Genomic DNA, 18,957 nt, shown 5'->3' with positions numbered 1-18,957 from the left:
GAACAGAGTATACGTGCAGCAAGTGGAGCAGGATCCTTTCGCCGATATCCGGCCATATCATGACAACGAAGTCGCGCCCGCCATTGCGCGCCTGATCGCCGATCGCGAATTTATTCAGGCTATTCTTCACTACCGTTTTCCGCGTTTATCCGGGCCTTTTGGCTGGTTGCTGTCGCCGTTGGTGCGTTTATGGTTGAAGCGACGCTGGGCCCGGCTTAAGTCGGTTAAAGCTGTGCAATTACAGGTTGCTGGCTTTATGGACCGGATGATTGCCAGCACCACCGATAAAGTCACCTATTCCGGGCTTGAGAAACTGGACCCAAAGCAATCCTATTTATTTTTATCTAATCATCGGGATATTGCGATGGACCCGGCCATGGTTAACTGGTGTCTGCATCAGCAGGGCTTTCCGACAGTACGCATCGCTATTGGCGATAATTTATTGCGGAAGGCCTGTGCCACCGAGCTGATGAAGTTAAACAAAAGTTTTATTGTAAAGCGCGGTGCCAAAGGCCCGCGTGAGATGCTGAAAAATCTGTCACAACTGTCAGCCTATATCAAGCATTCACTGGCCAGCCAGCACTCTGTCTGGATTGCTCAGCGCGAAGGGCGGGCTAAAGACGGTAATGATCAGACGGATCCAACTATCCTGAAAATGTTCTACATGGAAGGAAAAAAGCAGGGCCTGACTTTTAACGAATACCTGCAAAGCCTGAATATTGTACCAGTGTGTATTTCGTATGAATATGATCCGTGCGATGCAGACAAGATTAACGAGCTGTGGCAGAAAAAAACACAGGGCAGTTACCAGAAATCCGAATTTGAAGATATTGATGCCATTATCAAAGGCATTGTCGGCTACAAAGGCCGGGTTCACGTTGCTTTTGCTGATCCGCTTGAGGCCATACCGGACGAACCGGAGGCTGCTGCAGCTTACATTGATCAGCAAATCTGGCAACAATATCGTTGTTATCCGATAAATGCTTTAGCCGCCGGCAGTAAGGAACCAGTGGCCACTGACAAAGCCATTGAACAGTGGCAACAACGGTTGCAAAGTGTGCCAGCAGGGGCACAGGATATGATGACTACTTTATACGCAGCGCCCGTTGTCAGAACCCAGCAATAATGATTTATTTAGTTAGTGTTACCGTTTTATGGGCGTTTTCATTCAGCCTGATAGGCGTTTATCTGGCAGGCCAGGTTGACCCATATTTTGCGGTGCTAAGCCGGATATTGCTGGCGGTATTGCTATTCAGCCCTATGTTACTGCGTTATCGCTTCAGCCTGAACCTGGTATTACCGGTAATTGGCCTGGGGGCAGTGCAGCTGGGGCTGATGTATTTATTTTACTATCAGTCATTTTTGCTGCTTAGTGTGGCAGAAGTGCTGGTTTTTACTATTTTTACTCCGTTATATATTACATTGCTGCATGATTTGCTGGCCAGACGCTTTAATCCGCAGTTTCTGCTGGCCGCAGTAATAGCCGTGCTGGCAGCAGCGCTGATGCGTTATCAGTCGGTCAGTAGCCAGTACTGGACAGGCTTTGCCATAGTGCAGGGCGCCAATTTATGTTTTGCGATGGGTCAGGTTGGCTATAAAAGGTTATTGGCGGCTCATCCTGGGGTAACGCAGTATCAGCTGTTTGGCTGGTTTTATGTCGGCGCTGCGATGATTGCGATTCCTGCCTGGTTAATACTTGGCGGCAGTCAATACCCGACAACCACTCTGCATTGGGCCGTATTGCTGTGGTTAGGCCTTATTGCATCCGGCCTGGGTTATTACGGTTGGAATAAAGGCGCAACCGAAGTATCCAGCGGCATGCTGGCGGTAATGAACAATGCGCTTATTCCGGCAGGGCTGCTGGTTAATATTATTATCTGGCAACGCGATACAGCTTTAATGCGCCTTAGCATCGGCTGCGCAATGATCGGTTTTTCAATCTGGTTGTGCCGCAAACCAACCGGGCGGGGAGGGTAAATGGCAAGACAAGTACAATACACCTTTAAAGGTACCACTAAAATTATTGCTTTTAGCTATGACCGTTTTAATGATTTATATGAAGCTGCTGCGGCGGCAGAGGGTATTGACCTGAGCGGTTTTTTGGCAATGGAACAGCAGGTGGCAAAAACGGCTAAAGATAAAGCTGCAATTAAAAACTTCCGGCAGCAGGCGTTTACTAATATGGGTTTTAGCAACATTAGTTTTCTGCGAGATGAGACCTGAGAACCATGTTCAGCCCATATTGGCTATGTTAGGCTTTATCCATCATATGAAACAGGAATTTTGAGTAAGAAAGGAACCAAATTATGAAAATCACCAGCAATTTTGACAGTGGTAATATCGAAATCATCAAAGCCGATGATCCGGCCGATATTCAGCTGGCCATTCGTAAAGACAACCAGTCCGATTTTTATCAGTGGTTTCATTTCCGGTTAAACAGCCCGCATCCGCAAATGCATAAAATTACCCTGACCAATGCCGCCGGTTCAGCTTACCCTGATGGCTGGCAAGACTACCAGGCTGTTGCCTCTTATGACCGGCAAACCTGGTTTCGGGTAGAAACCGAATACGACGGTAAGGCGTTAATTATTAATCACTACCCGGAAGCGGAGTCGGTGTACTTTGCTTATTTTGCGCCGTACAGCTACGAGCGGCATCAGGATTTACTGCACCAGGCCCAGAACGATTATAACTGTCAGTTGATTGATTTAGGCGAAACCCTGGATGGCCGCGATATGAGTTTGCTGGTAGTTGGTGAGCCTGACGACAGCAAAAAGAAAATCTGGATCACGGCCCGCCAGCACCCGGGTGAAACCATGGCCGAGTGGTTTGTTGAAGGTTTACTGGATCGGTTGCTTGATGAAGACGACGGTGTAGCCCGCAGTCTGCTGGCCAAAGCGGTGTTCTATATTGTGCCGAATATGAATCCGGACGGCAGTGTCCGCGGTAACTTACGTACCAATGCGGCCGGTGCTAACCTGAACCGGGAATGGCAGAATCCGACGCTGGATCGCAGCCCTGAAGTCTATCTGGTACGCCAGAAAATGCTGGAAACCGGCCTGGATATGTTTTTAGACATTCATGGTGATGAAAACCTGCCGTATAACTTTGTTGCCGGTGCAGAAGGCGTGCCTTCATACAATGAGCATATGAAGCAGTTGGAGCAGGATTTTAAAGCTGCGTTATTGGCGGTAACGCCGGAGTTTCAGGTGAAATACGGTTATGACAAAGATGAACCGGGTCAGGCCAATTTAACGGTGGCCACCTCATGGGTAGCCGAGCAGTTTAAATGTCTGGCTTATACCGTGGAAATGCCATTTAAAGATAACGCCGATTTGCCCGATGCTGCCTTCGGCTGGTCAGATATCCGCTCCATGAAACTAGGCCAGGATAGCCTGGCTGCTATTTTGCAGGTAGTCGATAAGCTGCGCTAAGGCAGTTTATCAGCATGGCGTCGCGTTTAAGTTAAGAAGTAAAGGTAAGTATTATGGCAATTATTTCCTGCCCGTACTGCGGGCAACGCATCTCTGATAAAGCTGCCGCCTGCAGTAAATGTGGTGGCGATCTCAGTAGCAATACTCCAGAGCAACTGGCAGCCCTTGAACGGGATAAGAAAAACCGTAAGATGCAGTCGCTGATGAACCAGTCAATGCTGGCGATGGTATTGTTTCTGGGCGGTTTCGGTATTTTATACTGGTGGCAACCGGAAAATCACAGTTACAACCAATATTTGTCAAATGCAGCCATAGCGCTGGGTTTTTGTTGGTACGTGGTTAGCCGTGCTCGTATTATTATGCTAAAGCGAAAGTAAAATCATGGATTTCAAAGCGTTGGTCAGCGCCATGGCGCCTGAAACCTATCAAAAACTGGCAGAAGCTGTTGCTACCGGACGCTGGGCTGATGGCACGGCATTAAACGAGCAGCAAAAAGCCCAAACCTTACAGTTGGTGATGGCATATCAAGCCACTGTGCTCAAATCAGACGAATTATTTACAGTGGGTGCCGATGGTCAGCTGATCCAGAAAACAAAAGCTGAACTTAAAAAGCAATTTGATAATAATGATGCAATAGCAAGGTTCAGACACGATGATATTTAAAAACTGGTTTAAGCCTAAGTGGCAACATCCTGATAGCAGTACCCGTCAGCAGGCAATTGCCGGTTTATCTGCAGGCCAGCGAGAGCACAAAGAAATTTTACATGAGCTGGCGTTTAACGACAGCAGCGAGACGGTTCGCCGCAGTGCGCTTGAACACCTGAACGACTTTGCGCTGTGGTGGCAGGCCAGTAAGCAGGATAACAGTGACAGGTTGCGGCTGCATGCTGAGCAGCACTTGTTAACCATGCTGTTGGACCAGCAAATTTCTGCGCCACAAAAGCAGCAGTTTATTGCCCAGTGCAACCGTCTGACATTACTGGAGCAATTAGCTGAGCGGGAAACCGATGCCGAAATGCTGTTTACTGTGCTTGGCCGCTTAAATAAACCTGAGTTAAACAGTAAAGCCCTGACCGGTACTGTGCTGACCATTGCCCAGAAGCAGCAATTGCTGGGGCAGCTGGACGATCAGAAACAACTGGAAAAACTCAGCAAAGTTTTAACCGGTGAGCTGGCGCAACAGCTCCAGCTGAAAATCACTGAACAGGCCGAGCAAAAGCAGAAGCCTGCCAGGCTTCGTAAAGATATAACTTTGCTGCTGGCCAAATTAAATGCACTTCGTGAGCGTCATGCTGCCGCCGAGATCCCGGCGCAGCTTACTGAGCTGCAAAGTCAGTGGCAGCAGCTACAGACTGATCTGGATTGCTTGCCGGCAGCCGAAGCCACGGCAATTGCAGAAAAATACCAGCAATTGCTTAGCAAACTTCAAAGCTGGTTGGCGCCTCAATTACAACAACTGGCAAAAGAGCAGGCACAAGCAGAGCAACAAGCGGCTGCTGCAGCGGAATATCAGCAACTCTCTGCAGCGTTCGCTGAACTGTCGACCAAATTAAGCGAGGCGTTAGCGCAGGTTGATATCAGTGCAGCCGAGGCTATTGCTGAGCAGGTTGCAATGCTGTCGGAGCAGAGCTCAGCTGCAGAACACTTAAGCGTTGCACAGCGCCAGGATTTACAAACACAACAACAGGCCCTGAGTAGCCAGCTAACCAGTTTGCCGCAAACGGCTGAAAAGCTCAGCCAGGTATCACGGTTAGTCAGTGACTGGGCTGCGCAACCAGTACCGGCAGACCCGGCGGTGCTTGATGCAGCAAAAGCGCAACTTAACCAATATAAAGCCAGCTGGCGTAGCCTTACAACAGATTTACCACTACCAGTTCCCGCCTCGCTTGCCGAAGCAAAAGCGCAATTACAGCAACAATGGCAGCAGGCTATTTCGGCGATCAGTAGCCATAACGAGCGTGCCGTTCGCCAGTGCCGAAGCAAACTGGCTGAATTTAAAAGGCTTGACCAGCAAGGGCGCTATAAAGTGCTGTTTGGCCTATTTAAAGGGATCAGTGCCGATTACAGCACGCTCAGCGAAGCCGAGCAGCAAAAGCTGGCTGCGGACTTTGAGTTTGCCAGCAAGAGAATTGCAGAGCTGGCCGACTGGCAGGAATACATTGCCACCCCCCGGAAACAGGAATTGCTGGCACAATTGCAACAACTTGCGCTAACTGAACCGGCTGATCTACCAGCCCGGGCCGAGCAGGTAAAGCAGGCCCGCCAGCAGTGGGGCAGTTTTGGCAAAGCAGCGCCAGAGCAGGACGCAGAATTAAATGCAGCCTTTGATATTGCCTGTGAGCAGGCTTACGCACCGTGCAGAGCGTATTTTGCTGAGCAGGACGCAATAAAAGCGGCCAATGTCACGTCGCGAGAGGCGATTATCAGCCAGTTAGAGCAACTGGCCGCTGCAGAAACTGATGCTGCAACGCTGGAGAGCGCCTTAAAAGGGTTAACTCAGGCCTGGCAGCAAGCCGGCCCGGTTAAACGGCAGGATTTTCTGGCGCTGCAACAACGCTACCAGGCCGCATTAGAGCCTTTGAAAGCACAGGTTAGTGCAGCACAGCAACAGGTTGCTGAACAGAAACAAGCGTTAATTGCTGAAGCACAAGCCGCAGTGGCGCTGGCTGACAGCAATCAGAGCAGTAAAATACTGAAAGACTTACAGCAGCGCTGGAAATCGCTGGGTTTTGCCGGTAAAAAACACGATCAGCAATTGTGGCAGCAATTCCGCCAGATTTGCGATGGTTTTTTCAGCCAACGCCAGGCCGCATTTGCTGAGCAGCAACAGCAGCAACTAGCGCAAGAGCAGGCATTAACCACTGCCCTGACAGATATTGAACAGCGCTTACAATCGTTAACAGTTGGCAGTGCCAGCACTGAGGTTGAAGCGGTCAGAGAGCAACTGCAGCAGCTGGATGTCGGGGTGATTGCCAGCGCCCGTAAACAGCGTGATAAACTGCAGCAGCAACTTGCTGATTTAGTACAGCAGCAAAGCCGTGAGGCCGCACAGCAGGATATTAAAGAATTGTTTGCGCAATTAGCTCAGCCAGCTGCTGGCACTGATAACTGGCCAGCCCAGTTTAAACCGCAAACAGAACTGGCTGGTGCGCTGGGTTTAGATCGCAAAGGCTTAACTCAGGCATTGGAGATAGTCAGTGAGATCAGTAGCCCGGAGCAGGAGCGCAGCGAGCGCCAGCAAGTGCAGTTAACCTTGCTGACCCTGAAGCATAACGCCGGTGAAGTGACTGACAAACAAAATCTGCTGAAACACTGGCTGGCTTTTGGTCCGCTGACTAAGACTGAACAGCCTTTAGTGGCCCGGCTTAAAGCAATATTTTTGAGTGAGTAAACACTGCTAAATAACAGGGCGCGTAAGCGCCCTGATTATTTTGCATTGTTACTGAGCTCACCGCGCAAATTTTGCTGCATTTTCTGACGGATCTGTGCCGGATCAGACTGCTGGCTTAATAAGTAGTGCAGCTTGGTCAGGGTGGCTTCCAGGGTCATATCAAAACCACTTATTACGCCGCTGGTTTTCAATGCATTACCAGTGGCATAGCCGTCCATATTCACTTTACCTTTAAAGCACTGAGTGCAGTTCACCAGTATTTGACCGCGCTCGGTTGCTGCTTGCAGCACGCTGAGCAATTCCGGCCGCTGCGGCGCATTGCCCACCCCAAACGATTTTATGATCAAAGCCCTTACCGGTGCTTTTAACATGTTACTGATAACATCGGTGCTGATCCCGGGATAAAGTGTAACCACGCTGATAGGCTGCGGCGTAATGCTTGCCACCGTTAAATCGGCAACGTTAGCCGGAGCAGGGCTAACCTTACCTTCTATCAGATCAATATTAATCCCGGCTTCGAGCAGCGGTAAAAAATTGGGGGACGCAAAGGCATTGAAACCATCGGCATCGGCTTTGGTCGCGCGGTTACCCCGAAACAGTTGGTTGTTGAAAAATAACGCCACTTCCGCAATCGGGTAATTGGCGGCCAGATATAATGCATTTAACAGATTCACCTGGCCATCAGAGCGCAGTTGGGCCAACGGGATTTGCGAACCGGTAATGATCACCGGCTTTTGCAGGTTTTCCAGCATAAACGACAATGCCGATGCTGTGTATGCCATGGTATCAGTGCCATGCAGCACGACAAAACCATCGTATTGCTGATAATGCTGCTGAATATCATTGGCAATATGTTGCCAGTGGGCCGGTGTCATATCAGATGAATCAATCACCGGATGATATTCATGAATATCGAACAATGGCATATCGGGATGGAAGAACTCCGGCATCTGTTTAACCGTGCTACTAAGAAAACCGGGCACCGGCACAAAACCCTGACTGGATTGTTGCATGCCTATGGTACCGCCGGTATAAGCGACATAGATACGTTTTCTGTTCATTCTCATTTGTTCAGTCTTTTCGGTGAATTAAAGCCGGCTTAACCATAAAAAATGCCCGCAACATGGCGGGCATTGTAATAGAGTTCAGCCTGACTGTCAGTTAACAGTGCAGGTTACACAATAGGAATAAATGCCGTTAGGGTCGTTAAACTGGTTCAGAATAACAAAATCCTGGCGCAGTTGTTTGCTAACCCGTTGTAGCATGCGCTGCTCGGGTGACGCCTGAACCTGTGGCAACCAGCCATTTGCCTGAGCACTGCCAAACAATTCTTTCAGCATTTGCTCAGTAGGAGACAGTTCCTGAGTGATAACCTGCACATCATAGTTATCCAGGCCTGCTTTTTCAGCTGCCGCAGCAATGGCCTCATCAAAGGTACCCAGTTTATCAACCAGGCCAAGTTCCAGCGCGGTACTGCCGGTCCAAACCCGGCCCTGTGCCACAGCATCAACCTCAGAGACCGACATATTGCGGTTGCTGCCTACCATGGTTAAAAACTCACTGTAGCCGCGTTCAATTAATAACTGGAACACGTCTTTCGCTTTGTCATTTAAGCCCTTATACAGCGGTAAACCTGAAGATAAACCGGCCAGTTCAGTTGTGCCTACTCCATCAACATTTAAGCCCAGGGTATCTAACGAGTTTTCCAGGGTATGCAGCAAGCCGAAAATGCCAATTGAACCGGTAATAGTGGTAGGTGCTGCCCAGATTTCATTTGCCGGGGCCGCAATCCAGTAACCACCAGAGGCCGCAACCGCACCCATAGAAGCAATAACCGGCTTACCCGCTTCACGCAACAGAGTAATTTCCTGACCAATAACTTCAGAGGCAAAGGCACTGCCACCACCGCTGTCTATCCGCAGAACCACGGCTTTTACTTTTTCATCGAAGCGGGCACGGCGTAACAGGGCTGCGGTTGAATCGCCACCAATGGTGCCGGCTTTGGCCGAGCCATCAACTATCATGCCCCTTGCAACAACTACGGCAACTTTAGAGGTTAACGGATTAACAAAGTTACTGTTTGGAATGGCGTATTTTGCATAGTCGTTAAAGCTAACGTGGTTGTAGGTATGTTTGTCGTTTTCGCCGACAATGCCAATCAGTTTCTGCCGGAACTGCTCACGGGTTGCAATATTGTCAGCATAGTTATTGTTAATTGCATACTGAGCTGTATCACCATCAGCCGCTTGCAGCTTCTGGAATAACGCCTCGTAAGTTTCATCAAAATTACTCAGCTCAAAGCCACGACGGCTGCTGACATCCTGCTTGTAAGTCGCCCACAAATCAGACAACCAGGCAATATTGGCTTCTTTAGCCGCTTCAGACATATCGTTACGCAGGAACGGTTCTACTGCCGACTTATAGGTGCCCACCCGGAATACATGGGTGTTTACTTTAAGTTTTTCCAGTGCTTCTTTATAGTACATCGGGTAGCTGCCATAGCCTTCCAGAATAACCGCACCCATTGGGCTTAAACTGATTTCATCAGCGTAACTGGCCAGGTAGTACTGGGTTTGGCCGTAGTAAGCGCCATGACTGAATACCTTTTTACCCGCTGCTTTAAAGCCTTCAATGGCCTCGCCAACACGTTTTAATTTATCGATAGAAGCGCCAGCTAAACCCGACACATCCAGCACCATGGCCTGAATTCTGTTGTCGGTGGTGGCGGTTTTAATCACTTTAACCACATCTGAAACCAGCACCTCTGGCGACTCTTCACCGGCACCCAGGCTTTCATTTACCGCTGCGGATACCGGGTCTACCCAGCGTTTTTCTTCAACTAAATCACCGTTCAGGTTAAGCACCAAAGCAGCAGTGTCTGCTATTTGTACTTCGTCTTCGCCGCTGAACATGGCCGTAACCACAATGGCGACAATAAAAATAAACAGCAGGTTAAGCACTGTCGCGCGAAAACCTTTATAAACCCGCCATATAGCGCCGAAAAAACGGCGTATCAGACCTTTTCTTGGTTCAGACATAGTAAATTCCTGTATAGATAACAAAAAACATTATTGTAATATTGCTATGCTAACCAATTTGCCGGCAAAGACTAAATCCAATTTGTAAGTAAATGTTTAGCACTTGCTATCACTAGCCAAAGCGGCTACATTCTTCATAATTTAACAGGTACGACCAGAGAGGCTGCGGTGGCATATCAAAAATTATTACAACCACTGGATTTAGGTTTTACTACCCTGAAAAACCGGGTAATTATGGGCTCGATGCATACCGGCCTGGAAGAAGAGAAAAATGGTTTTGCCAAGCTGGCGGCGTTTTACGCTGAACGGGCAAAAGGCGGGGTGGGCTTAATTATTACCGGCGGTATCAGCCCGAATTTTCGTGGTAATCTGGTGCCATTTGGCAGCCAGCTCAGCCATTGGTGGCAGGTAAAAAAGCATTACCAGGTAACCGAGGCGGTGCATCAGCATGATGCAAAAATTTGCCTGCAATTACTGCATGCCGGCCGTTACGGCTACCATCCGTTTAACGTTGCGCCTAGCAAAATTAAATCGCCCATTACCCCTTTTAAACCGGCCGAAATGTCAAAGCGACAAATCACCAGCACCATTAAAGATTTTGCCTATGCCGCCAGGCTTGCCAAAAAAGCCGGTTACGATGGCGTTGAGGTAATGGGCTCTGAGGGCTATTTAATTAATCAGTTTGTTTGTCAGCGTACGAATCGCCGCCAGGACGAGTGGGGCGGCAGCTTTGCCAACCGTAGCCGCTTTGCCATTGAAACGGTAAAAGCGGTGCGCGAGCAGTGCGGGAACGATTTTATTATTATTTACCGCTTGTCGATGCTGGATTTAGTGGAAGATGGTAACAGCTTTGAAGAAGTGGTAGAGCTGGGTAAAGCCATTGCAGACGCGGGGGCCACCTTAATTAATACCGGCATTGGCTGGCATGAAGCCCGCGTGCCGACGATTACCACCCGTGTGCCACGGGCAGCCTTTAGCTGGATAACTGAACGGGTTAAAAAAGAGCTGAGTATACCGGTTATTGCCACCAACCGGATTAACGATCCGCAGGTAGCTGAAGACATTCTGGCCAACGGCCAGGCTGATATGGTGTGTATGGCCAGGCCGTTTTTAGCTGATGCCGACTTCGTTAATAAAGCAGCTGCCAATAACGCGGATCAGATTAATACCTGTATTGCCTGTAACCAGGCCTGTCTGGACCATGTGTTTCAGAACAAAAGGGCCAGTTGTCTGGTTAACCCCAGAGCTTGTTATGAAACCGAGCTTAATTTTACCGCTGCAGCACAGCCTAAAAAACTGGCAGTGGTCGGCGCAGGCCCGGCTGGTTTAGCGTTCAGTGTTTATGCTGCGCAGCGTGGGCATACCGTGCATTTGTTTGATAAGTCGCATCAAATTGGTGGCCAGTTTAACTACGCTAAGCAAATTCCGGGTAAAGAAGAGTTTCACGAAACCCTGCGTTACTTTGGTAAAATGCTGGAACTGCACGCCATTAAGTTACATTTAAATTCAGAGCAAACTGCAGAGAGCCTGGCAGAAGCTGGCTTTGATGAAGTTATTCTGGCCACCGGTGTATTGCCGCGCGATATCGGCCTGGCGGGCCAGGACCATCCTAAAGTACTTAGTTACCTGGATGTGTTACGTGATCATAAATCAGTGGGTAAAAACGTCGCCATTATCGGTGCCGGTGGTATTGGCTTTGATGTCGCTGAATACCTGACCGAAGAGCATTCGTTAACCCTGCAACCTGATGCCTGGTTAAAAGAGTGGGGCGTTGACAAAGACTATGCCGGCCGCGGTGCCTTATTGCCCGACAGCCTGCCAGAACCCGCACAGCGTAAAATTTATTTAATGCAACGTAAAACCAGTAAAGTAGGTGCCGGTTTAGGCAAAACCACCGGCTGGACCCACCGGGCGTCATTAAAGAAAAAAGGCGTGGAGTCGATGGGCGGCGTTAATTATCTGCGGGTAGACGACAGCGGCCTGTGGCTGGAAATTGGCGGCGAAGAGCGCTGTCTGGATGTCGATAATGTGATTATCTGCGCCGGTCAGATCCCACTTCGGGAGTTACAACAAGGCTTAACTGAGCGCGGCATCCCCAATCATTTAATTGGCGGCGCCGATGTTGCAGCCGAGTTAGATGCCAAACGCGCTATTCGCCAGGGCGCAGAGCTGGCGGCTAAGATTTAAGTACTCGTAGCCCACGTTCTGCTGCTTTGTAGAAATAAAACCGCACCAACATGGTGCGGTTTTATTTTGTCATCCTGCTGTAACCCAATTTTCGTTTCCCGCCATTAAAATCTATTGCTGACCATGCTCTGGCGAAAGATCACCGACTTAAGTCTGATTTTGCTATTGGCAAGTCACTTTTCTAATGCTTTATTTACCAATGCTGCTATCGTGGTATTAGCTTTGCAGTACATTTCCATATAATTACAAAGTCATTACAGGGAGTCTTTATGTCAGGAGTGTTAACCATGGTGCTGGCCGGGGGCGAGGGAACCCGTTTGGCGCCGCTTACCGGCATTCGCGCTAAACCGGCCGTGCCATTTGGTGGTAATTACCGGATTATCGATTTTGTGTTAAACAATTTTGTTAACTCCGACTTGCTGCAGATCTTCGTGATTACCCAGTTTAAATCGCACTCGTTAATGAAGCACTTAGGCCGGGCCTGGCGGGTAAGTGGTTTAACCAACCGCTTTATTGATCCGATACCAGCGCAGATGCAAACCGGTAAGCACTGGTATTTAGGTACTGCCGATGCCATTTATCAGAATCTGCATTTAATTGAAGGCCTGGATCCGGAGCATGTATGCGTATTTGGTGGCGACCATATTTATAAAATGGATGTGCGGCAAATGCTCGACTTTCATCGTCATAATAAAGCCAAGCTTACCGTGGCAGCGATACCGGTGCCGGTCAGCCAGGCCCATGAGTTTGGTGTTATTGAGGTAGATGAAAAGGGTAAAATGATTGGCTTTGAAGAAAAACCAAAACAGAACCCAAAAACCATTCCGGGCCGGCCCGATTTTGTGCTGGCGTCGATGGGTAATTATATTTTTGAAGCAAAATGCCTGGTTGATGTACTTGTCGCCGATGCGCAGGTAGAGGACTCAAAACATGACTTTGGCCACAACATTATTCCGGGCCTGTATCCGCAGGGCGAAGTGTATGTGTATGATTTTTCAAGCAACCGCATCCGTGGCGAATCAGAAAGCAGTGCAGGCTACTGGCGCGATGTAGGTACTATAGATTCGTACTATGAAGCTAATATGGATTTAATTTCTGTAAACCCGCCGTTTGATGTGTATAACCGCTACTGGCCGCTGCGTAGCTATACGCCGCCGATGCCGCCGGCTAAATTTGTGCATGATGAAACCAACCGCACCGGTCAGGCGATAAGCTCTATGGTCGCGTCGGGTTGTATTGTCAGTGGGGCTATCGTGTATCAGTCGATTCTGGGTTACAACGTGCATGTGCACAGCCACAGTTACATTGAAAAGTGCGTGCTGATGGGTAACAACGATATTGGCCGTGGCTGTCGTATTCGCCGGGCCATTATCGATAAAGACGTAAAAATTGCCCCGGGCACCATTATTGGTGAAGATCCGGTGCAGGATAAAGCCCGCTTTCATATCTCGCCGGGCGGGGTGGTTGTTATCCCGAAAGGGGCCAAGATTGGCTTTGATGACGCTGAGTAATTGCTAAGGATTTTGTGTTGCGTATTCTGTTTATTTGTAGTGAATATGAAGGCCTTATAAAAACCGGCGGCCTGGCAGATGCCTGCCGGGGGCTGGCCAGTAACTTAGTGGCAGCTGGTCATCAGGTTAGCGTAATAATACCCAGATACGGCTCGCTTTATAACGTGCAAACTCGGGGGGAACAGTCGGTATTTGTTGAACTTGGCGGCCAGACCTTTGGCTGTGCAGTGCGCCAGACTGATGTTGCCGGGGTAACGGTATATCTGGTCGAGCATCATGATTTTTATGGCAGAGCCCGGCCATATGATGATGGCGAGCACGGTTATCCGGATAACCCGTTACGTTTTGCTTTTTTCTGCAAAGCTGTTTTAGCATGGTGTACCACCCAACCGGCGTTCGATGTTTTGCATGGCCACGACTGGCAAAGTGGCCCGGCTGCGTATTATCTGGCCGCTAACTATCGTCAGCACCCTAACCTGGCCGCTACGCCGTTTGTGTTTACCATTCACAATGGCGCCTACCAGCAACAATCAGCAGCGCACTGGGCAGCGCAGCTCGATTTGCCCATGCATAACAACAGCGTTAACTTTTTACAGATAGCGCTGCAATATGCCACTAAAATAAATACCGTAAGCCAGGGGTACCGGGACGAGTTACTGACAGAGCCGGCAGCCAATGGCCTGGCGGCCTGGTATCAGCAGCGCCGGCATGATTTCAGCGGCATTTTAAACGGCTGTGACTATCAGCTATGGGACCCGGCAACCGACAAGGCGTTGCCGGCAAACTATGATGCTGCAAACTTGGCGGGCAAGGCACAATGTAAAAAGCGGTTACAGCAGGATTGTCAGTTGGCGGTAGCCGAACTGCCTTTGCTGGTCGCCGTAAGCCGGGTAACCGGTCAGAAGGGTTACGATATATTGATCCCGGCTCTTACCCATATGTTGGCCAATTATTCGATGCAGGTGGTGATAGTGGGTAGCGGTGAAGCGCATTATTGTCAGCAGCTGCATCAGTTAACGGTAAGGTTTCCAAACAAGTTTCGCTTTATTGAGGGCTTTAATGAGCCACTGGCCCATTTGGTGGAGGCTGCAGGCGACTTTTTTCTGATGCCCAGTTTATTTGAGCCTTGTGGGCTGAATCAGCTGTACAGTTTGCGCTATGGCAACTTGCCGCTGGTGCGGTTAACCGGCGGCTTAAAAGATACGGTAGTGCCGTGGCCAGACGAGCAGGCAACCGGTATTGGCTTTGTAGCACCAACCACTGAGGCATTGCTGCAGGCTCTGCGTCAGGCATTGGCATTGTATCAGGATAAGCAGCGGTATAACGCTATCCAGCAAAACGCTATGGCACAAAGCTTTGGCTGGCGAGAGGCTATGGTGCAATATCTGGCATTGTATCAGCAGGCGAAACAAGCCGTTCAGGCCAATTGACGGTGCTAATTTGAACAGTTTGGCGAGCGGCTAAGCAAACAGCCTTGCTGGTCGTAGTTTGTCGTGGGCACAATCATTAATCTTTGTTAGCCTGTTAGCCAGAATAATTACTTAAACGTCTACTGAGTTGTTTACTGAGGTTAAGTTATGGATGCGTTGACATTATTAACGACACGATATTCCAGCCCGCGTTTAGCTGAGCCGGCGCCTGATGGCGAAGCACTTTCGCTGATAAAACAGGCAGCATTAAAAGTGCCCGATCATGGTGGCTTAAAGCCGTGGCGCTTTGTTATTGTTACCGGCAAAGAGGCGTTAAATCGGCTGGGCGATGTGTTTGCTGAGGCGGCAATTGAAGATGCGCCTGGTATTTCGCCGGAAATGCATGAACGTGCCAGGCAGTTACCATTGCGTGCGCCAATGGTTATTGTTTGTATTGCCAAGGTAACAGAGCACCCCAAAATACCTGCCCATGAGCAGGTACAATCTGCTGCCTGCGCGGTAATGGCGATGCAACAGGCGGCGTTTGCCCAGGGCTTTGGTGGGATTTGGCGCACTGGCAGCTACGCGCAGCAGGATTTTGTTAAGCAGTCACTGGATGTTGGTGAAGATGATGAAATTGTCGGCTTTTTATATTTAGGTACGGCTACCGGTAATGCACCGGTGCGTAACGAGCCGGATCCGGACGCGTTTTTCAGTTATTTTTAACGGCTTGTAATAGTTCGATACCTTATAAAACAACAAACCCGCCAGTGGCGGGTTTGTTGTTTTGCAATAGGCCGCCTGTTAAAACTCAGCGTTGCCCGGGGTACGCGGGAACGCGATAACATCGCGGACATTGCCTACACCGGTAACATAAGAGACCAGTCGTTCAAAGCCCAGACCAAAACCTGCGTGTGGCACAGTACCATAACGGCGCAGGTCACGGTACCAGCTATAGTCTTCTTTATTCAGGCCCATCTCGTCCAGCCGCTTATCGAATTGCTCCAGCCGCTCTTCCCGCTGACTGCCGCCGATAATTTCGCCGATACCCGGTGCCAGTACATCCATCGCTGCAACCGTTTTACCGTCGTCATTTAAGCGCATATAAAAGGCTTTAATGTCTTTCGGGTAGTTTTGCATAATAATGGGCGCGCCAATATGCTCTTCAGCCAGGTAGCGCTCGTGCTCAGATTGCAAATCCACACCCCACTGCACCGGGTACTGGAAGGTCTTGCCACAATTTTGCAGAATTTCAATAGCGTCGGTGTAGTCCATCCGCACAAATGATGAATCTACCAGTTTTTGTAGGCGGCTTATTGCTGTCGGGTCAATCCGCTCGGCAAAAAACGCCATATCATCAGCACGCTCGGCCAGTACGGCTTTACAAACATACTTCAGCATATCTTCTGCCAGCTGTGCGATGTCTTTTAACTCGGCAAACGCTACTTCCGGTTCAATCATCCAGAACTCTGCTAAATGGCGGCTGGTGTTAGAGTTTTCGGCCCGGAAGGTTGGGCCAAAGGTATAAATTTTTGACATGGCACAGGCGTAGGTCTCACCATTTAGCTGGCCGGAAACGGTCAGGTAAGTTTCTTTGCCAAAGAAATCTTCACGGTAATCTACTTTGCCTTGCTCAGTACGGGGCAGGTTTTCCAGATCCAGCGTGCTTACCCGGAACATTTCACCGGCGCCTTCAGTGTCGGAGCCGGTAATAATCGGGGTACTGATCCAGTAATAACCCTGTTCATGGAAAAACCGGTGCACGGCCTGGGCTAAACAGTGACGAACCCGGGTAACGGCGCCCATGACGTTGGTACGGGGACGCAGATGCGCATGTTCGCGCAGGTATTCCATACTGTGGCGTTTTGGCGCCATCGGGTAGGTATCCGGGTTCTCCACCCAACCAACCACGGTTACTGTTTGCGCCTGAATTTCATAAGCCTGGCCCTGGCCTTCAGAGCGGGCAACGATACCAGTGACGATAACTGAACAGGCGGTGGTTAACCGTTTAATCTCATTTTCATAATTAGCCAGATCAGACGGCACAACAGCCTGCACCGCATCAAAGCAGCTGCCATCGTGCACTGCTAAAAAAGAAATACCGGCTTTAGAATCGCGACGGGTGCGGATCCAGCCTTTAACGGTGATCTGTGAACCGGTTGAGTACTTACCGGCCAACACATCTTTAACTACGGCGTGCGTCATGCAACAAACTCCAGATGGTGTTATAACTAGGCTATATTTATGAAAGCTGTAATCATACTTTGCCAGAAGCTGAAAACAAGTAAAAGTTGGAAGGAAGCCAAAAATGTCAGCATATAATAAGGCAGTGCCCGACAAGCGCGGACCGGATTTCGAACGCAGGGAAGGGCCCGACTTACTATGCCGGGCATTTAAGTATCTGGCTATTGCCGCCTGGTTGTTGTTTTTTGCAGCATTAATTGTCAGCCACTATGCCCGGCCGGAAATGGATTCAGGCTTAGTGCGCTACCTGGGGCTGGATATCCGTGACTACTGGCGTCCCCGCTTAACCTTCTGGTTGGTGTATTTACTGTGGGGCTGTGTCATTGTCAGTGCTGTTAGTTTGCTGCTAAACCGATTGCGCCTGAAGCGGCGCAGCGATCATTTACATTTTAATATTATTTTATTGCTGCTAAGTGCCAGCGGCATGTTGTTCTATATTTTACGGTAATAGCTAATGCTAGCTGCTTGCTGCTGCTACTTTATACATGGCTGCAGTAAGGCGGCTAAGCTGTGACTTGCTGATAATAAAAGGCGGCATTATATATATAAGGTGATTAAACGGCCGGATCCAGACACCCAGTTCAACAAATTGCTGTTGTAAGCGCGCTACATCAACTCTTTGCCGCATTTCCAGCACACCAATGGCGCCCAGCACCCTGACATCTTTAACCGCCGGTAAGGTCTGACATGGCGCCAGTTCCTGTTTAAGTTGCTGCTCAATGGCTGCCACCTGCGCCGGCCAGTTATGCTGCCGGATCAGGTCAACGCTGGCGTTAGCCACGGCACAGGCCAGCGGGTTAGCCATAAAAGTAGGGCCATGCATTAAACCGCCAGCAGCGCTTTGGCTTATTCCACGAGCTACTTCATCGGTGCACAACGTGGCGGCTAAGGTAATGTAACCACCACTTAATGCTTTACCCAGGCACATAATATCCGGGGTAATGCCGGAATGCTCACAGGCAAATAACTTACCAGTACGGCCAAAACCAGTGGCAATTTCATCAGCAATCAGCAGCACGTTGTACTGATCACATAAGGTGCGGGCCTGGCGCAAATATTCAGGGTGATAAAAGCGCATGCCGCCATAACCCTGAACTATTGGTTCCAGAATAAGGGCGGCAATCTGTTGGTGCTGTTGTTGCAGTAATTCAGCCAGCGGGGCCAGATCTGCCGGGTTAAATTCGGTATTAAAAGCACTGGCAGGTGCAGGCAGAAAATAGTGCTGGTTTAAGATGCCGGCAAACATATCGTGCATGCCGTCGACCGGATCACACACTGCCATGGCGGCGAAGGTATCACCGTGATAGCCTTTGCGCAGGCTAATAAGTCTGGTTTTCTGTGGCTTGTCGCTGGCCAGCCAGTATTGCAGCGCCATTTTTATCGCCACTTCAACTGCAACTGAACCACTGTCTGCCAGAAACACTTTGGTTAACGGCTTTGGTGTTAATTCGATCAATTGCTGGCACAGGCTTACCGCAGGCTGATGGGTGATGCCACCAAACATGACATGCGCCATCTTTTCTAATTGTTCAGTGATGGCGGCATTTAATCGCGGATGATTATAGCCATGGGCAGCTGCCCACCACGATGAGGTACCGTCAATTAAACGCTGGCCATTTTCCAGTATTAACTCGCAACCTTCAGCCCGGCTTACCGGATACACTGGCAGCGGATTTAGCATTGAAGTGTAGGGATGCCAGATGTGGTTTCGATCAAATTCTAAGTTAATGGCCATAATTAATG

The 18,957-nt window shown here is 49.5% G+C and carries 16 protein-coding genes; 12 read left to right on the top strand and 4 right to left on the bottom strand.

The genetic code is table 11. The features are described from left to right. Positions 1-13: 13 nt before the first annotated feature. The 7 genes from KQY15_RS12685 to KQY15_RS12655 all read left to right on the top strand — a co-directional run bounded on the left by KQY15_RS12685 (position 14) and on the right by KQY15_RS12655 (position 6,825). On the top strand, positions 14-1,126 hold the full coding sequence (locus KQY15_RS12685) for a 1-acyl-sn-glycerol-3-phosphate acyltransferase (RefSeq protein WP_217669711.1): 1,113 nt from the start codon (positions 14-16) through the stop codon (positions 1,124-1,126). Further along, positions 1,126-1,977, top strand: a complete 852-nt coding sequence (locus KQY15_RS12680) for an EamA family transporter (RefSeq protein ID WP_217669709.1) — start codon at positions 1,126-1,128, stop codon at positions 1,975-1,977. Before KQY15_RS12685 ends, KQY15_RS12680 begins: the two co-directional genes overlap by 1 nt. Further along, a complete protein-coding gene (locus tag KQY15_RS12675; protein ID WP_217669707.1) occupies positions 1,978-2,223 on the top strand; it encodes a DUF2960 domain-containing protein in 246 nt (81 codons plus the stop codon). Between the two features lie 83 nt (positions 2,224-2,306). After that, the gene (locus KQY15_RS12670) at positions 2,307-3,434 is read left to right on the top strand and encodes a M14 family metallopeptidase (protein ID WP_217669706.1); all 1,128 of its coding nucleotides are present in this window, start codon (positions 2,307-2,309) and stop codon (positions 3,432-3,434) included. Positions 3,435-3,487: 53 nt separating this feature from the next. Continuing rightward, positions 3,488-3,811 (top strand): zinc ribbon domain-containing protein, encoded by a 324-nt coding sequence (locus tag KQY15_RS12665; RefSeq protein ID WP_217669704.1) that lies wholly within the window; start codon positions 3,488-3,490, stop codon positions 3,809-3,811. 4 nt (positions 3,812-3,815) lie between these two features. After that, complete coding sequence (locus KQY15_RS12660; protein ID WP_217669702.1) at positions 3,816-4,097, top strand: YeaC family protein; 282 nt, start codon at positions 3,816-3,818, stop codon at positions 4,095-4,097. Beyond that, on the top strand, positions 4,087-6,825 hold the full coding sequence (locus KQY15_RS12655) for a DUF349 domain-containing protein (protein ID WP_217669700.1): 2,739 nt from the start codon (positions 4,087-4,089) through the stop codon (positions 6,823-6,825). The genes KQY15_RS12660 and KQY15_RS12655 overlap by 11 nt, the downstream gene beginning before the upstream one ends. Positions 6,826-6,860: 35 nt before the next feature. Here KQY15_RS12655 and ansA read toward each other — a convergent pair whose 3' ends face one another. Both ansA and sppA read right to left on the bottom strand, forming a co-directional pair. Then, a complete protein-coding gene (gene ansA / locus KQY15_RS12650; RefSeq protein ID WP_217669698.1) occupies positions 6,861-7,886 on the bottom strand; it encodes an asparaginase in 1,026 nt (341 codons plus the stop codon). Between the two features lie 96 nt (positions 7,887-7,982). After that, the gene (sppA, locus tag KQY15_RS12645) at positions 7,983-9,863 is read right to left on the bottom strand and encodes a signal peptide peptidase SppA (protein ID WP_217669696.1); all 1,881 of its coding nucleotides are present in this window, start codon (positions 9,861-9,863) and stop codon (positions 7,983-7,985) included. Positions 9,864-10,031: 168 nt separating this feature from the next. Here sppA and KQY15_RS19250 point away from each other — a divergent pair, with 168 nt between their 5' ends. The 4 genes from KQY15_RS19250 (at position 10,032) to KQY15_RS12625 (ending at position 15,696) form a co-directional block, all read left to right on the top strand. Next, the gene (locus tag KQY15_RS19250) at positions 10,032-12,050 is read left to right on the top strand and encodes an NADPH-dependent 2,4-dienoyl-CoA reductase (protein ID WP_217669694.1); all 2,019 of its coding nucleotides are present in this window, start codon (positions 10,032-10,034) and stop codon (positions 12,048-12,050) included. A 269-nt stretch (positions 12,051-12,319) separates the two neighbouring features. After that, positions 12,320-13,561: a glucose-1-phosphate adenylyltransferase gene (gene glgC, locus KQY15_RS12635; RefSeq protein ID WP_217669692.1), complete on the top strand. Its 1,242-nt coding sequence runs from the start codon at positions 12,320-12,322 to the stop codon at positions 13,559-13,561. Positions 13,562-13,578: 17 nt separating this feature from the next. Then, a complete protein-coding gene (locus tag KQY15_RS12630) occupies positions 13,579-14,991 on the top strand; it encodes a glycogen synthase (RefSeq protein ID WP_217669690.1) in 1,413 nt (470 codons plus the stop codon). Between the two features lie 147 nt (positions 14,992-15,138). Continuing rightward, complete coding sequence (locus tag KQY15_RS12625; protein WP_217669688.1) at positions 15,139-15,696, top strand: NAD(P)H nitroreductase; 558 nt, start codon at positions 15,139-15,141, stop codon at positions 15,694-15,696. Between the two features lie 78 nt (positions 15,697-15,774). Here the strand turns inward: KQY15_RS12625 and asnS are convergent, their stop codons facing one another. After that, entirely contained in the window at positions 15,775-17,175 is a 1,401-nt protein-coding gene (asnS, locus tag KQY15_RS12620) for an asparagine--tRNA ligase (RefSeq protein WP_217669686.1), read from the bottom strand. Positions 17,176-17,278: 103 nt separating this feature from the next. On the opposite strand from asnS, the gene KQY15_RS12615 reads away from it, so the two are divergent. Next, complete coding sequence (locus tag KQY15_RS12615; protein ID WP_217669684.1) at positions 17,279-17,662, top strand: hypothetical protein; 384 nt, start codon at positions 17,279-17,281, stop codon at positions 17,660-17,662. A 9-nt stretch (positions 17,663-17,671) separates the two neighbouring features. Here KQY15_RS12615 and bioA read toward each other — a convergent pair whose 3' ends face one another. Continuing rightward, a complete protein-coding gene (gene bioA / locus KQY15_RS12610; protein ID WP_217669682.1) occupies positions 17,672-18,949 on the bottom strand; it encodes an adenosylmethionine--8-amino-7-oxononanoate transaminase in 1,278 nt (425 codons plus the stop codon). Between the last annotated feature and the right edge of the window lie 8 nt (positions 18,950-18,957).

It is taken from the genome of Arsukibacterium indicum (assembly GCF_019100565.1).
In the GTDB taxonomy this organism is placed as follows: Bacteria; Pseudomonadota; Gammaproteobacteria; order Enterobacterales; family Alteromonadaceae; genus Alishewanella; species Alishewanella indicum.
Note: the sequence above shows the minus strand (reverse complement) of the source record. Positions and strands in the feature narration are given on the sequence as shown.